The sequence below is a fragment of the Spirillospora sp. NPDC048911 genome, assembly GCF_043198015.1.
GTDB lineage: Bacteria > Actinomycetota > Actinomycetes > Streptosporangiales > Streptosporangiaceae > Spirillospora.
Window position 1 is genome coordinate 762,494 of record NZ_JBICUD010000003.1, and the last position, 15,283, is coordinate 777,776.

9 protein-coding genes are annotated in these 15,283 nt (G+C 67.7%); all 9 read right to left on the minus strand.

What is annotated here, in order from left to right:
• Positions 1 to 73: 73 nt before the first annotated feature.
• Positions 74 to 3,694 carry a LamG-like jellyroll fold domain-containing protein gene (locus ACGFNU_RS17470; RefSeq protein ID WP_392594649.1) on the minus strand — a complete coding sequence of 1,207 codons (3,621 nt, stop codon included), beginning with the start codon at positions 3,692 to 3,694 and terminating at the stop codon, positions 74 to 76.
• A gap of 429 nt (positions 3,695 to 4,123) precedes the next feature.
• Complete coding sequence (locus tag ACGFNU_RS17475; RefSeq protein WP_392594651.1) at positions 4,124 to 5,194, minus strand: IS630 family transposase; 1,071 nt, start codon at positions 5,192 to 5,194, stop codon at positions 4,124 to 4,126.
• 697 nt (positions 5,195 to 5,891) lie between these two features.
• Positions 5,892 to 7,175: an ABC transporter substrate-binding protein gene (locus ACGFNU_RS17480; RefSeq protein WP_392594653.1), complete on the minus strand. Its 1,284-nt coding sequence runs from the start codon at positions 7,173 to 7,175 to the stop codon at positions 5,892 to 5,894.
• Positions 7,156 to 7,530 (minus strand): DUF742 domain-containing protein, encoded by a 375-nt coding sequence (locus tag ACGFNU_RS17485; protein WP_392594655.1) that lies wholly within the window; start codon positions 7,528 to 7,530, stop codon positions 7,156 to 7,158. Before ACGFNU_RS17485 ends, ACGFNU_RS17480 begins: the two co-directional genes overlap by 20 nt.
• 37 nt (positions 7,531 to 7,567) lie before the next feature.
• Positions 7,568 to 9,859: a nitrate- and nitrite sensing domain-containing protein gene (locus ACGFNU_RS17490; protein WP_392594657.1), complete on the minus strand. Its 2,292-nt coding sequence runs from the start codon at positions 9,857 to 9,859 to the stop codon at positions 7,568 to 7,570.
• 132 nt (positions 9,860 to 9,991) lie between these two features.
• Positions 9,992 to 11,200 (minus strand): acyl-CoA dehydrogenase family protein, encoded by a 1,209-nt coding sequence (locus ACGFNU_RS17495; protein ID WP_392594659.1) that lies wholly within the window; start codon positions 11,198 to 11,200, stop codon positions 9,992 to 9,994.
• The gene (locus ACGFNU_RS17500; protein ID WP_392594661.1) at positions 11,200 to 13,452 is read right to left on the minus strand and encodes an iron-containing redox enzyme family protein; all 2,253 of its coding nucleotides are present in this window, start codon (positions 13,450 to 13,452) and stop codon (positions 11,200 to 11,202) included. Before ACGFNU_RS17500 ends, ACGFNU_RS17495 begins: the two co-directional genes overlap by 1 nt.
• Before the next feature lie 83 nt (positions 13,453 to 13,535).
• On the minus strand, positions 13,536 to 14,489 hold the full coding sequence (locus ACGFNU_RS17505) for a hypothetical protein (protein WP_392594663.1): 954 nt from the start codon (positions 14,487 to 14,489) through the stop codon (positions 13,536 to 13,538).
• An 18-nt stretch (positions 14,490 to 14,507) separates the two neighbouring features.
• On the minus strand, positions 14,508 to 15,275 hold the full coding sequence (locus ACGFNU_RS17510) for a thioesterase II family protein (RefSeq protein WP_392594665.1): 768 nt from the start codon (positions 15,273 to 15,275) through the stop codon (positions 14,508 to 14,510).
• Positions 15,276 to 15,283 lie beyond the last annotated feature (8 nt).

A 15,283-nucleotide genomic window follows, 5' to 3' on the forward strand; every position in this document is an offset into this window, starting at 1 on the left:
GCAGCCTCCATGCCGCATGTGCACCCTGCAAAGGTGCAACAAGACGTTGTCGTTGGGGGAAGAGCCGGGTCGCTTACGGCTTGGCCAGGCAACCGGCGGGGCTCTGCTGCTCAGTCGGGTTCGCCAGGCAGCCGATCTGGGTCATGCCAAGCGCTCCCTGGAAAGCCCAGACGTCATCGATGAGACCGGGAAAGAACTCTCCGATGGTGTTGTTGTTCTTGGTGGCGCCGATCCGGAGTTCCTTCGTGCCGGCGAACGAAGGAACGCCCTTGAGCTCTGAAATCCTCTGGGCGAACTGACCGTTGACGTAGAGCGTCATCGTGTCGGATGTGGCCTCGTACACCAGCGCCAGGTGGTCGGCTGCTTGGTCACCGAAGACGACCTTGCTGGACGGGTGAAAGGTCCGATTCCAGGTGACATCCGCCGCCTGGTCCTTGTCGGGCATCTCGATCTGCCAGCCGCCCTTGTCGACCTGGGTCGGGCTTTCGGGATCTGCGGGGTCGGTCCCCTTGAACGCGCGGGGGTGCCAGCGCACCGTGAACGCGCTGTTAACCGCCCCGGACTGGGAGAACACCGCCGCCGTCGCGGTGGGGCCTGGGTTGTTGAGATCGTCGGCGTCCGGGTTGTGGTCGGGTGTGGCCCATCCGGTGATGGTGAAGCTCTCGTCGGTGTTCACCACCGGACCCGAGGTGGTCGCGAACGCTTTGGCTGTCGCCGGCAACCACAGGCCGCCCTTGCCGTCACCGATCCGTCCGTCCTGGGCGGGTGGCCGGAATTCAGGTCCTGGGCCGCTGAGTGCCAGCGGATGCTGGTTTCCGATCTCGTCGGTGGGGCTGCTCAGCTTCCACCATGCCTTTACCTGCGCCGGTGAATCGGCGAGTTTCATGACCTCATCGTTAGTAACGATGCGGCCGAAGACGCGAACGTCGTCAACCTCACCCGGCCACATTTCCGCGGGCGCCTGGTTCACCAAGGATCGGCCGATAGCGACCTTCCTAGCGCCGGCCACAAGAGGAGCAGCGACCTGGGTCGGCGCTGATTGGAGCTTGCCATTGACGTAAAGACGGGTCTGGCCACGGTAGGCGTCGTACACCCCGACCAAATGGGTCCATTCATTCAGTTGTGGAGGAGCGTCCGACAGGGTGCGGGCTGATCCGGCCAGAGAAAAGTTCCACCGGTCTTCGGCGATCGAGTACTGCAGCCATGCGTGGGTCGTCGTGCCGTCGTCAAGGCTGACGGCGTTCCGGTAATTGACCTTTTCGGTGAGCTTCACCCATGCCGACACCGAGAAGCTCTGCGAGGCCTCTACCACTCCGGCGGTCGTCTCGGCGTAGTCAGTGGCACCGTTCAAGACCAAGGACTCACCGACCTTGCCGCCGAGGTCAGGACTGATCTTGGCGCCGCCGCGCATCGAAGCGGGATGCCCGTTGCCCGAACTGTCCCGGAGTTCGCCATCCGGCTCCTGATCAGTAGCCTTATCTAGCGGCCAGGCCCCACTATTGGGTTTGCCCTCGGCCACGCGGTAGGGATAGGGATTCTTTTCGCTGGGCATGTCGACCAGGTCCACTGCCTCAACGGCCAAGGACTTGGATCCGCCGGTCTCGGGCAGCACATCCACGACCGCAGTGCCATCCGCAGCGGCAGGAACCCATGCCCGCTGACCGGCACCGTTGGTGTACCAGTAGCCCTTCAACTTGTCCACAGGCCTACCCGGCTCGACACCTGGGGACAACTTGAACCGCCCGTACTGACCGACTCCGTCACTCCAGGGCGCGTTGGTGTCCTGTGGGTCGGTCATCGGATAGCGCCCGTCCTGGGATATCACGTTAGGCCGGGGCGGTTTGGTGTGGTCGTAGATGAAAACGCACCACCGCGCATCAGGGTTCTGCCAGACTATTTCGCCATCCGAACCACTCTGCACATTGCTCCAGGGGCTGACGCCCTGGTTGACATACTTCCCGTCCACGAGCCTCTGATCCCAGGCACGCACACGCCATGAGATGTCCTTGTTCTCAGGTATTGCGAGGGAGTCAAGTGCCTCGGTCTCGAACTTGCTGCCCTTGGGTTTCACGTCCGTCCAGTAAGTACGTTGCTTAGCTCCGTCCCACCAGACTTCAAATTCACCCTTCAGCAATTCATTTTTTGCACTCGTGTCCCGCAAGTATGCACTGAGCCGCATCCCGGACTTCTTGCGGATGTAATCTCTACGTGGATCTCTGAAGCCGCGGCAGACGTGCCCGAAGCCTTCAGAGACCGTTTGCAGTTCGTTGGCGTTCGGCTGGTTCGGGGGAAGGTTGTATTCGACGCGCAGCACTGGCGCGAAGGCAGGCTCTGAACCGCCTTGGAATCGCTTCCAGTAGCTCAAATTGCTTTCGTTCGGGGATTTGAGCCCCAACGTGATCGTTGACCAGTACCCGTCCGCGGATCGCTGGACGGTATCACGTAGGCTCGCGCTGGAGGACGACACCGGTCCTTGGCCGATGTTGGGCCCGCCCTTGTTGCTGGTGAAGGCGTGCAGCTTCTTCTGCCAAAACCCCGTCGACCCCGTGGAACTTGAGTTCCCCCACGTCATTCCACCGTTGATCACCTTGGTGAGCCACAACTCGACCGGCGTCAACTCCCCGTTGTAGTTAAGCGTCTGATATGCCTGGAACTCAGCGGTCAGTATGTTGTAGCCATTGAACACATGCGAGGGGAACTGAAAGAGCAGCCGCTTCTTCAGACCGTTGCCGCAGTCCCCCATCCCGACACCGCTCTGATGGCAATAGCCCACACCCTGACCCTTGCGGACCGTGGTGCCGGCCTTGTACTCGGTCGGAAAGTTGATCAACGTGGGCTGGCTGTCAGAAATCATCGCCCACTTGTTCGGCTTCGGCGAATGAACATCCGGATCGATCGTCAGCGGAAAGTCCGCAGCCGGATCACGCAGCAGCCCCTGATCAGGCTCCAGCACCAGCGAATCCCGGTCTACCACGGCCTTCACCGGGGCGGTCCGGCCCTCACCGGAATCAGAGCCCGCTTCAGCCGATCCGGTTCGCCGCGGCGCTGCCGAAGGCACAACTGGAGTCCGACCAGTTGATTCCCACATCACCGGAGCCGGTGCTTGAAACACCAGACCACCCGACGTGGGATCCACCGCATGAACTTCGCCCGACCCGGTCGTCTTGAGCTCCACCGTGGAGGTCGCCAGTCCGAGATCAATCTTCGCCAGCCGTGGGTCTTTGGCCGCCTCAGCCGTCTTCACCACCAGCCGGTGCGAGAACCCGTCCGCAGTCGCGATCAGCTGCAGATCGACATCCTTGAACACCTCATAGGTGGCGGTGTTCTCCTCCACTCGTGGAGCCGGCAGGACGCCGTACGGCCACGACAACGCCAGCCTGTGCCCCCCGCGCTCCATCCACGCGAACGGACCGTTCCCGCCCATCGAGAAGCCCACGTCCGCTGCTGCAGCGGCCGGAACCAGCATGTCCCCCCGACGCTGCAAGCTGGTGTCGATCGGCACCCACTTCCCGTCCTTCGGCGCGCGGATCGAGTTGACCGCGATCGTCGCCGTCAACGTCCCCGTCGGGTTCGCCATGATCTCCTGGGTGTAACCCGTTTTCGACAGCACCTGGACCGGCTTGCCGGTGCGCTCGGCCTCCGTCAGCGCCGCAGTCTCAGTCGGCGCGACACCGTCCCCACCAGCGCCGGTCACGGCCGCACTTGCAGCCGAAACAGGACTTTGGAGCACGCCGCTAAGCATCACCACCGACGTGACTGCGGTAATCGCGCGTGACCGCCAGCCAGACAAGAGCCCGAAACCGAAATTTGGACACGACATAAGCGCACCGCGACGACCGCCCACAAGCACCCCTGCGTTAGGAAAAGACGCCATAAAGCGCACTTAACGTAACGTCACAATGATCAGTCAGGAAGATCGAAGTTCCAAGAGAATCTGTGATGGTCACCACACTCCCCTCGGTCAACCAAGCCGATGACCAGTGCGTCCGCGCGAGCGCACTCGTAAGCACTCCTCAACAGCCAGCCACATGATCACTCACAGTGACCGGGGCGCGTTTCGGGCAAGAACTTGACCGATAGGACAGGTCAGCAACGAACCGCACCTCGCTAGTGTCGTGAGTCGTTAATTCATTGGCAGTATGCGGCGAGGGGTTGCGAGGATCTCGTCAGCGGTCTTGGTCCAGACGAATGGCTTGGGGTCGGCGTTCCATTCGTTGATCCACTTGCGGATGTCGGCTTCGAGTTCGGTGACGCTGCGGTGCGCCGAGCGGCGGAGTTTGCGGTTGGTCAGTTCGGCGAACCAGCGTTCCACCAGGTTCAGCCACGAGCTGCTGGTCGGGGTGAAGTGCAGGTGGAAGCGTGGGTGGCGCAGCAGCCATTGCTTGACCGCGGGAGTTTTGTGGGTGGCGTAGTTGTCCAGCACCAGGTGCAGGTCGAGGTCTTGGGGGACGGCGGCGTCGATCAGCTTCAGGAACCGCAGGAACTCCTGGTGGCGGTGCCGGCGGTAGTGCTGGGCGATCACCGAGCCGCTGCCGAGGTCGAAGGCGGCGAACAGACTGGTGGTGCCGTGCCGAACGTAGTCGTGGGTGGCGCGCTCGGGCGTGGTGGGCATGATCGGCAGGATCGGGGCGGTGCGGTCGATCGCCTGGATCTGGCTCTTCTCGTCCACCGCGAGCACCAGGGCATTGTCGGGTGGGCTCATGTACAGCCCGACGACGTCGCGGACCTTGTCCACAAACTGCGGATCGGTCGACAGCTTCCAGCTCTGCACCGCGTGCGGCTTGAGTCCGAACGCCCGCCAGATCCGCGACACGGCCGACTGCGACATGCCGGTGGCCGACGCCATCGATCGAGTCGACCAGTGCGTGTCCTGTCCGGGTGTCTCTTCCAAAGTCTTGGTGATGACCTGCTCGATCTGGTCATCGGTGACCGTGCGCGGACGACCGGGACGAGGCTCGTCCGACAGACCCTCCAACCGATCGGCCGCAAACCGCGCACGCCACTTCGACACCGTGTTCCGCGACACCCCAACATCCCGCGCGACATCACCGATCGTGCCGCCCTCAGCGCACCGCAACACGATCCGGGCTCTCAGCGCCAACGCCTGGGACGTCTTGCGCCGGCGCGACCACCCGGTCAACACCGATCGTTCCTCGTCGGACAACACCAACGGCTCAAGCATCGGACTCGGCATCACCACAGCCTACCGACTAACAACGAACTAATGACTCAGAACACTAGTTCTTTGCCCTGGACGGACTCATTTCCGAGAGTTGATAGTGACTTGCACGATGGCGCTCATGCAATTGAGAGGGGGCACAGCGACGATCGTGCCCGGGTTAGCGCATCTGGCCGAGACTTTCCAGCCCGGCTATTCGGAGGCAGCGCCAGATCGGATACGGCAGCCGAAATTAGAATTCAAGACACGACCCGGACCAGCAGAAGATCGATAACATATGAGACAACATCTGCAGCACGTAAGGTTGTGACGTCGCGTCACTACCTTGTCGCGGATCGCCATATTGGCCTATTTCGCCGCCGACGGCCGGGGCGTGGCCCGCCTCCGTCGCGGCAGCCTCCCGCCAGCGCCTGATCGCCCTTGACGTCTCGCGCGAACGCCCGCCAGACCGACGCTAAGACCCGCCGACTTCGTTCCCTCGGGGTCCTCGGAATCCCGCACGACGATCAATTGGAGCAGGGCTGCGATTCTCCGAGGATACGAAAGTGAGCGCAGTTTCCGTTCTTTCGGAGAATACGCCGATCACTGTATCGCTTTGTGGACGATAGCCGGAGTTTGAGCGGTGCTCAGCCGTGATAGATGAGATCTCCCGGTTAGTCGCGGCGTGTGTCGTGGTTGTCCGAGCGGTTAGGCCCGCTCGGACCACTCGGGGTTACTTTTGCTGGCAGTTGCCGGTGAAGCGGTGGGTCCGGGCGGTGGGGCCGGCCATGAAGTCGCTGATGACCTTGATGCCGGTGAACTCGCGGTCGTCGGGGCGGTTGATGACGGACTGGCGGAAGGCGGAGGTGTTGGCGTCGCCGGAGAAGTTGCCGGCGGCGCTGGGGAGCATGCCTTCGTAGTCGACCACTGAGGTTTGTTTGAGGGCTTCTAGGAGGCCCTCACGGGTGAGGTCTTTGTTTTCGGCTGCTTTTTGCAGGACTGCTTTGAGGGGGTAGGACGAGACCCAGCCTGAGGTGTAGTTGTCGTTGGGGTCGACGGAGCCCAGGGCTGCGCGCATCGCGGTGTGGCCTGGGGAGTCGGTGGCGAAGGGCTTCCAGGGGGCCGTCTGGAGGTAGCGGGCCTTGAGGGCGCGGGCGGCGCGGTTCTTGAGGAGGGTCTTGTCCCAGGTGGGGTTCGAGCCGAAGAACCGGCCGTCGTAACCGGAGGACACTGATTCGCCCACGATGGTGGCGGCGTCGGCTGGGCCGGTGGTGACGATGACCAGGTCTGGTTTCTGGGCGAGGATCGCGGTGATGCCGGCTTGTGGCTCGCCCTGGACGACCTCGACGTCGGTGAAGGTCAGGTCGTGGGCTTTGGCTGCGATCTGGGCGCCCGCGGCCGCGTCGCCGCCGTAGTCGCCCGGGTAGTGCACGGACATCACCTTCTTGAGGCGGGTCCGCTGGGAGGTGTAGTCGATCGCGTTCATCGCCTCGTAGCAGTAGCTGGCGCCCGATTCGAGGATGACGTCCTCGGCGTCCCACTTGGAGGCCCAGGACGCGGGGACCGCGATCATCTTGGACGAGCGGAGGTCGGGCAGGATCGCGTCGGTCATGGGAGAGCCGAGCGTCTGGGCCAGGGCCAGCACCTTGCCCTTGATCTCGTTGTGGGCGCGGCGGTGCACCTCGATGTCGTACCGGTTGTCGCGGACGTAGGTGACGACGTCGACGTCGTAGCCCTTGATGCCGCCCTGCTGGTTGACCCGCTGCCAGAACTTCTGCTCGGCCTGCGTCATGGGCCCGCCGAGATCCTTGAACGGGCCGGTCGTGAGGTCGGAGATGATCCCCAGGTAGATGCAGCCGTTCTTCTTGTTGACCGCGTTCGGGCAGGGCTCCTTGGTCACCCCGGGGCCGGTGGCGTGCGCGTCCGACGACCCGGCGCAGCCGGTGAGCGCCGCCGTGAGGAGCGCGGCGGCGGCCAGGGCCCTGAGCACGGAGGTCCTAGAGCGCACGGAGTCCATCGATCACTTCCTTGAGTAGGCGTTTGTCGGGAGCGGCGGCCACGGCGGGCCGGCGGATGTCGACCAGCCCGCGGTCGGACAGGTCGCCCAGCAGGATCCGCACCAGCCCCAGCGGCAGCCCGAGGGCCGCGGCCACGTCCGCCACCGACTGCGGGCGGACGCACAGCATGAGGATCGACTCGTCCTCGGGCGTCAGCGTCCGGGGGTCGGGCATGCCCACCTCGGCGGTCACGATGACGGCGATGAGGTCCAGTCCCTGGTGCGCTGACCGCGTCCGTCCCCTGGCCATGGCGAACGGGCGCACGACCGGTCCCGCCGCGTCATCGACCCACAGTTCGTCTTCCGGGCCGGCCATGTGTCACCTCGCCGCTTGGCCGTTGCACGACCGCCGGTCATTCATCGTCGGCCGTCCCGTCCCTGTCGTTGTCCGGGGTGGGCTCGGCCCTGCCGCGCTGCCAGCCCTGCTGCATGGCCGTCATGAGCGACCGGGTCCGTTCGGGGGACGGCGGCGGCGCGACGCCGCCGGCGGGCGGCGGCGTGTCGCCGTAGGCGGCCTGGGCGGCCTTGGCCTGGGCGGCGGCCTTGGCTTCGGCCTTGGCCTTGGCCTCGCGGCGGAGCTGGGGGGCGAGGTGCGCCTGCCGCTGGCGGCTCGGGAGCGCCGGCATCGGGGCGGCCGATCCCTCGGGCGGCGCGGTGCCGAGGGTCGCCGGATGGGCGACGACCGTGGCGGTGGTGGTCGCGGGCGGCGGCATGGCGATCGGCGGATCGTCGGGTTGCGCGCCCTCGGGCAGCGCTCCGGCGGTGGTCTCGGCCAGCAGGTTGCCGGGGATCAGGACGATGGCCATCACGCCCCCGTACGGGGAGCCGCGCAGCGTGACCTTGATGTCGTGCCGTTCGGCCAGCCGGGTGACCACCGAGAAGCCGAGGCGGGCGCTGTCCTGGAAGTCGAGGGCCGAGGGTTTGCGGAGCCGTTCGTTGATCTCGGCGAGGGTCTCGGGCGGGATGCCGAGGCCGCGGTCCTCGATCTCGAAGACGAACCCGTGGGCGGCGGGCTGGCCGGTCACCCGCACCATCGTCTCGGACGGGGAGAACGAGAGCGCGTTCTCGATCAGCTCGGCGAGCAGGTGGATGACGTCGGCGACGGCGCGGCCGTGGATGGCGAGCCGCGGCATGTTGAGCACCTCGACGCGCGTGTAGTCCTCGACCTCGGCGGTCGCGGCGCGGGCCACGTCGATGAGGCGGACGGGCCGGCGCCAGGTCCGCCCGGCGGGCCGGCCCGACAGGATGACCAGGCCCTCGGCGTGGCGGCGCATGCGGGTGGCGACGTGGTCGAGCTCGTAGAGCCGTTCGAGCTGGTCGGGGTCCTCCACGTGCCGCTGCATGGTCTCGAGCATCCCGAGCAGCCGCTGCAGGAGCGCCTGGTTGCGGCGGGCCAGGTTGATCAGGATCTCGCCGAGCCGCTGGTGGGCCATCGCCTCGCTGGCGCCCGCCCGCACGACCGCGCGCCGGGCCTCGGTGAACGCGCCGTCGATCTGGTTGATCTCGCTGATCGTGAACTCGGTGGCGGGCGCGTCGTCGGTGACCTCCTGGCCGGTGCGCGCGAGCTCGCTGATGCGCGGGAGCCGTTCGCTGGTGAACGCGTGCATCGAGGCGGCGACGCTGCGGCTCTCGCGGATCAGCCGGCGGCCGACGCGGAACGCGACGACGATCGAGATGGCGATCGCGAGCAGCCCGAGGCCGCCCGCCAGCGAGAGCCGGATGAGCACGCCGGTCGCCTGGTCCTTGGCCTGCTGGGTGTTGCGCGCGCGGAGGTCCGAGGTGAGGGCGGCCAGCTGCGCGCTGACGGACTCGGTGGCCGTGCGCCACGCGCCGACGTCGACCGGCGGGCGCTTGCCGGTGCGCCCGAGCTGCATCATGCGGTCTTCGAGATCGCGGAAGCGCGCGTTCTCCTTGCCGGTGACGATCTGCCGGTAGCGCACCTGGGCCGCCGCGGGCAGCGACCGCGCGGCCTCCTCGAACATGAAGCGCTGCGCGCCGGCCGTCCGCATGAACTGCAGGTACTCGACCTCGGCGAGCTTGCCGGCGGCGAGCGCCCCGGTGACGAGGGCGTCCTCACGGGCGAGGTTCTCGCGGGCACGGTCCAACGCGACGAGGACGCGGGCGTCGCGGACGAGCTCGCGGTCGTCCGGGTACACCTCGTCGAAGATCACCGAGGCCTGGTCGATCAGCTCGTTGAACCGGCCGAGCGCCTGCGGCCGGTCGATGTCCTCCTTGTCGACCGACGTGCGCAGGCCTTCGAGCTGTTCGAGCAGCCGGACGACCGTGCCCATCTGGCGCCAGGCGGCGTCGGTGGTGGCGCCGCGGACGTCGCCGTCCTTCGCCGACGCGCGGAAGACGGCCGCGACGCGGTTGGTCTTGGCGCGCTGCGCATCCAGTCCGGCCCGGCCGATCGTGGCGTCGTCACCGAGGTGCGCCACCGACATCCGCCGCTCGTCCTGCAGCGCGGCGATCAGCTCGGTCGTGGGCGTGACCACCTTGCTGTCGAACGTCTCGGCCCGCACCAGCCGGAGGCTGTCGCGGAGGGTGACGGTCGCGGCGTACGCCCAGAGGGCCACCAGCGCCGTGATCGGCGCGATCAGCAGAATGATGATCTTTGTCTGGATCGAATGCGCTCTTCTGGTCATCCGGCCCTCGTGTCCCCGGCGAAAGATCAACAAAGTCGATGCGGCCGCATATGACGCAGGTCACATCAGTAGCGGGACGCTACTCCTGACTTTTACGACGCGAAGGGAGAATCGAGGTAGGACGGGCAATTGTTACTTCCTCGACACATGCCTGTACGTACCGGGCGCCCGATCTTGTCGGTCGACGCGGGTCAGGTCCAGCGACTGGGCGATGACCGTTCGCTGGATCTCCGACGTCCCTTCGTAGACGCGCAACGAGCGAACCTGCCGGTAGAGACGTTCGGTCGGCGCGTCCGCCACCAGCCCCGCCGCGCCGTGGATCTGCACGGCGGCGTCGACGATCTCCTGAGCGGACTCGGTGGCGTAGAGCTTAGCGATACTCGAATGCCTGGTGAAGCGGCGGCGGCCATTGTCCAGCTCCCAGGCCGCGCGGGCGACGAGCAGCGCGGCGGCGTTGAGCTTGACGTCCATGTCGGCCAGCGTGGCCCGGACGGTCGGCAGGTCGATCAGCCGGCCGTCGTAGATCGGGCGCCGTGCGGCCCGCGCGAGCGCCTCGTCCATGGCGCGGCGCGCGAATCCCAGCGCGGCGGCCCCGACGGTCATGCGGAAACGGTCGAGGACCTCCATCGCGATCACGAAGCCGTGGCCGGGACGGCCGAGCACGCTGTCGGCGGGGAGCCTGCAATTTTCGAAGGACAGGTGCGCGAACGCGCGCGGAGCGATCGTCCGGATCCGGTCGTGGATCCTGAGCCCGGGCGTCGTCGCCGGGACGAGGAAGGCCGACAGCCCGAGGGCCCCGGGGCCTTCGCCCGTACGGGCGATCACGGTGTAGAGATCGGCGATGCCGCCGTTGGCGACCCAGGCCTTGCGGCCGTTGAGCACGTACCCGTCGTCCACGCGATCGGCGCGGAGCTGAAGGGCCGCCACGTCCGAGCCCGCCTGCTCCTCGGAGAGCGCGAACGCGGCGACCTGCGAGGCGTTGGCCAGGCCCGGGAGATGCCGCTCCCGCTGCGCGGCGGAGGCGTGGCGGGGGAGGGGCGTCGCGGCGAGGGCCTGAATGGAGAACGCGTAGTCCGCGAGGTCGTCGGCGTAGGCGAGCCCTTCACGGCGGAGGCAGAGCGACCGGAAGTCCGGGGCCTCGCTCTCGTTGAGGTAGGCGAACCAGCCGTCCTCGCCGAGCGCCCGGATGATGCCCAGCTCGGTCTTCTCCGGGTCGGCCTCGGCGTCCGCCCAGAGACCGGCGTGCTCCGCAGTCCAGGCGGTGATCTCCTCGGCCAGCGTCCGGTGCCGGTCCTCGTAGAACGGGAGGGCCAGGATCTCGTCGTCGAACGGGAACGCCATCAGATCACCAGCTCCGCTTCGGCGTTCTCCCGCAGCGAGGCGACGAGCTGGTGCTCGGTGAAGAAGGCGAACGAGGCGTACCCGCGCCAGATCCGCCGCCACTCCTCCTGGACCGCCACGGCGCCGTGGTCGCGCTCCACCTCGTCCAGATAGGTGGTGATCACGTCCACGGCCTGGCGCGTATGGCCGGTCGAGACGTTGTCGATGGACAGATGGGCGTCCTCGTAGGCGGTGTCGAAGCCGTGCGCGCGCAGCTTCTCGATCTCGTGCATGCGCAGCTCGCCGAGCCCGTACATCTCGATCGCGAGGTTGTAGCCGAGGATCTCGCAGTAGAACGAGTCCGGGAACAGCCCCAGGCAGAGCTGGCCGATCGCGAAGAAGTAGTGGCTGTCCGGGAGCTCCTCCTGGTCCTTGAACGCGGCGTCGCGGACGTGCGGCAGGCCGATCGACATGCTCTCCATCACCTGGTGGATCAGCGTGATGTGGTTCTTGCGGACCTCGCCGCGGCCCATCTCGTCGGCGTAGATCGCGAACATGAGCTCGTCGCTGCGCCGCCGGTCGTGGCCGGTGTTGCCGACGCGATGCGCCCACGCGGCCTCGATCAGGTTGCCCAGCGCCATCGTCTTCTGGTGGAAGACGACCTGCTCGCGGTCGGGGATCTCGGCGAGCGGCTCGTAGGGGTTGACGAGCTTGTCCCAGTAGATCGTCTCGACTCGCGCGCGGAGGGCGTCCGGCGTGTAGTCGAACCAGCTCGCGTCGGTGTGGCGGCCGGCGGCGCCGTGGATGAGCAGGACGTCCCCGTCGGCGAAGCCCTCGCGGGCGCGCTCCTTGGCCCTGGCCAGGGTGTTGGGGAAGTGCTCGATGTTGACGAGGCGGTAGAGGAACTCTCGGTCGTCGAGCGCCGGAAGCTCTGCGTGGATCACGTCGGGCGGCGCGCTGGTCTCGACGGCCGTGCGCCACCGGCGGGCCTGGACGTCGCCGACCCTGTTGACCGGGAGCTCGATCGGCGGCAGGTCGGCCTCGGGAACCGGCCACCGGCCGCCTCCGGCGGCGGACCCACCACCGCCTCCGGTGGCATGGACCTCCGCGACCCACGCGGTCAGGACGGCGGACTCGTGCTCGTCGAAGATCGCGAACATCGGGCCGCCGAACTTGATGGCGTCCAGGAAACGGCAGCCCCCGCCGGGCCGCGGCTTGAGGTGGGGCGTCCGCCGGAAGCGGGTGAGGAAGTCCGCAGCGTCGAAGTCGGGGGCCGCGAACGTCTCGGTGAGCGGGCTTCCCGCGACGCGGATGTCCCGGTGGAGCAGTCCCGCGTAGGGGGCGTGCCGCGCGACGATCTCGGCGGCGCGCGCGCCGAGCGACAACCCGGCGCGCCAGCCCGCGAGCTCGCCGAGCATCGCCACGTGCTCGTGCTCCAGGTCGAGGACGCGGCGCACGGCCGCCAACAGCCGAGCCCTTTCGGCCGGGCCGTGCGGGGATTCGCACGTCAGGTCGAGGTATTCGGCGAGGACGTCGCGGAGCCGGTCTTCCGGGAGCGCTGGGGCGAGGCCGTTGAGGAGATCGTCCGTGCCGAGGGCGTGGAACGCGTAGTGGACGCCGACCACCTCGGGAAGGAAGCTCGCCGGAAGCCGTCCGAGCGCGAGGTAGAAATTGGCGTGCAGCGCGGTCAGCGGGCGGGCCTGCGCCTTGTCGAGGAAGTCGGCCGCGGTGAGGGCGGGCAGGTGGATCCCGGCGTCCTCCAGGGCTCTGCGGCGGCGCCTGTGAACGGATCGGCCCGCTTTTCCTTCGCCGCGCAAGACGAAATGTTGCTCGAAGAGGCGGTTGACGAGGACGGACGGCTGCGTGGCGGGCTGGGAGAGGGTGTCCAGCCAGCACCCGCCGACGAGCCCGAGCGGAGCGCGCTGGCGCGCCACCGCCTCGCGCAGGGCCGGTTCGAGCTCGGTGAGGGCCTTGATGGTCGGCTCCAACTCGGCACGGACGGCTCGTACCTCTGCCGCGATGCCGTCCGCGTCCACGCTCTGCTCTTCGAGGCCCTCGCCGCCATCGGGCAGGGGCAGGAAGGCGTGGAGGACGCGCCGGGAGGCCAGCAACATCGCCTCCGACTCCTGGTCGCGCAGCAGCCGGTGGAAGATCGCCTCGGGACCGGCGTCCAGCAACGCGGTCGCCTCGGCCGCGGCTTCCGGGCTGAACTCGAACGTCGTCAACGGCAAGGAGGTCAGCAGGTCCGGCAACGTGAAGGTGGGGAGCGACATCGTCGGCCCTCCGTTCAAAGTGATGTTGCGGCTAGGGCCTCAGGGGCTCAAGCGGCTCAAGGGGTTCAAGGGGTTCAAGGGGTTCAAGGGGTGATGTTGCGGAGCAGGACACCGATGCGCGAGCCCGGGACGCTCGCCGCCAGGAGGTAGTGGCGGCCGGGCGGCAGCGGCTCGGCCTCGGCCCGGTCGACCAGGTTGATGATCGGGTCCGCCGCGAAGCAGTGCCCGATGCGCGCGATGTTGCCGGTGTAGAGCTGCGCGGGCACGAAGCCCGCCTGCATCTCCTTCAGCGTGACGATGGGCCGGAAGATGTTGGAGTGGCAGAGCCCCGCCACGTCCTCGACCGTCAGGCCGCGCGGCTTGAGCACCCGGTCGTTCACCTCGCGGGAGAGGTCGGAGTCGATCTCGTTCGCCCAGCCGAGCCGGTGGATGTCGTGCGCCGCCGCGCACCCCGCGAACTCGAAGACGGTGTCCCCGCCGGAACCCGAGCCTGCGCACGCGCCGTCCTCCCGTGCGTCCATCACCAGGCAGCTCGCGGCGCCGTCGCTGAAGAGCGCGAACTTCTCGACCCTGTCGTTCGCCTCGGCGCGGTCGGCGGTGATGACCAGCACCCGCCGGTGCCGGCCCCCGGCGACCATGGCCTCGGCGATCTGGAGCGCGGCGAGCAGGTTGACGCACCGGCCCAGCGTCACGCCCGCGAAGTCGGCGTGCTCCAGCCCGATCCCGGTCATGATCGTCTGCACGAAGTCCCCGTGGTCGCGGGTGTCGGCCGGGAGCCGGGTCGAGCAGAGCACGAGCGCGTCGACGGCGGCGGGGTCGAGCCCGGCGGCGCGCAGGGTCGCCGTCCCGGTCTCGACGGCCATCGCCGGGACGCCCTTCTCGGTGCGGCGGATGTTGCCCCAGCCCCAGAAGCTCGGTTTGGGGAGGATGCGGAACTCCTCGATGCGTTCCGCGAGGTTGGGGATCGTGGCGTGATCCTCTTCGAACTCCCCCAGGACGTAGCGAGGTGCCCGGAGCCGCACGGCCGCGTCGGTCATGGCTGAATCACCCCGTCGCTAGATCACTTCGATGTGGTCGGCGGCGGTGAGCGGGCGCAGCACGTCGAGGACCTTCGCCGGGTCCCGGTCGAGGTAGAAGTGATCGCCCTCGGGCCAGTGCAGGTGGACGCCCGCCTCGCTCTCGTGCCGCCAGTCCTCGACGCCCGCGCGGTCGACGTGCGGGTCGTCCCGTCCGCAGATCACCGAGAGCGGGACGGTCAGCGGCGGCGCGGCCGTGTAGCGGTACGCCGCGAAAAGCCGCACGTCATCGCGGAGGTCGGCGAGCAGGAGATCCTGCACCTCGCGATCGGCCGCGCTGAATTCCGCGGGCAAGCCCAGGAACTCGGCCGCCGCCTCCGCGAACGCCTGGCCGTGGTTGCCGTCGGACCAGGTGATGTAGGCGGACGGATTGTGGCGCGGCGCGGTGCAACCGGAGACGACCAGCTGCCTGAGGCCGCCGGAGCCGTCGCCGTCGAGCCGCCGCGCCACCTCGAACGCCATGATCGCGCCCATGCTGTGGCCGAAGAGCAGGTAGGGACGGTCGGCCGTGTCCGTGATCTCGGCCGCGACCGTGTCGGCCACGGCGGCGAGGGACTCCGGTGGCGGCTCCTCGGCCCGGTGCCATCGTCCCGGCAGGCAGACGGCCGTGACCTGCGCGGCGTCGGCGAGGAGCGGCCGCCATTCCAGGAAGGCCCGCGGATCACCGCCCGCGGGCGGGAAGCAGTAGACCCGCACCGGAGGCGGCTCTGCCGCCTCCGGTGACAGAAGCCAGCGGTCGTCCGCCATCTCCGGCG

Coding starts and splice junctions, on each gene's coding strand:
- ACGFNU_RS17510 (WP_392594665.1), bottom strand. CDS start 15,275: ATGGCGGACGACCGCTGGCTTCTGTCACCGGAGGCGGCAGAGCCGCCT.
- ACGFNU_RS17485 (WP_392594655.1), bottom strand. CDS start 7,530: ATGGCCGGCCCGGAAGACGAACTGTGGGTCGATGACGCGGCGGGACCG.
- ACGFNU_RS17475 (WP_392594651.1), bottom strand. CDS start 5,194: ATGCCGAGTCCGATGCTTGAGCCGTTGGTGTTGTCCGACGAGGAACGA.
- ACGFNU_RS17480 (WP_392594653.1), bottom strand. CDS start 7,175: ATGGACTCCGTGCGCTCTAGGACCTCCGTGCTCAGGGCCCTGGCCGCC.
- ACGFNU_RS17500 (WP_392594661.1), bottom strand. CDS start 13,452: ATGTCGCTCCCCACCTTCACGTTGCCGGACCTGCTGACCTCCTTGCCG.
- ACGFNU_RS17495 (WP_392594659.1), bottom strand. CDS start 11,200: ATGGCGTTCCCGTTCGACGACGAGATCCTGGCCCTCCCGTTCTACGAG.
- ACGFNU_RS17490 (WP_392594657.1), bottom strand. CDS start 9,859: ATGACCAGAAGAGCGCATTCGATCCAGACAAAGATCATCATTCTGCTG.
- ACGFNU_RS17505 (WP_392594663.1), bottom strand. CDS start 14,489: ATGACCGACGCGGCCGTGCGGCTCCGGGCACCTCGCTACGTCCTGGGG.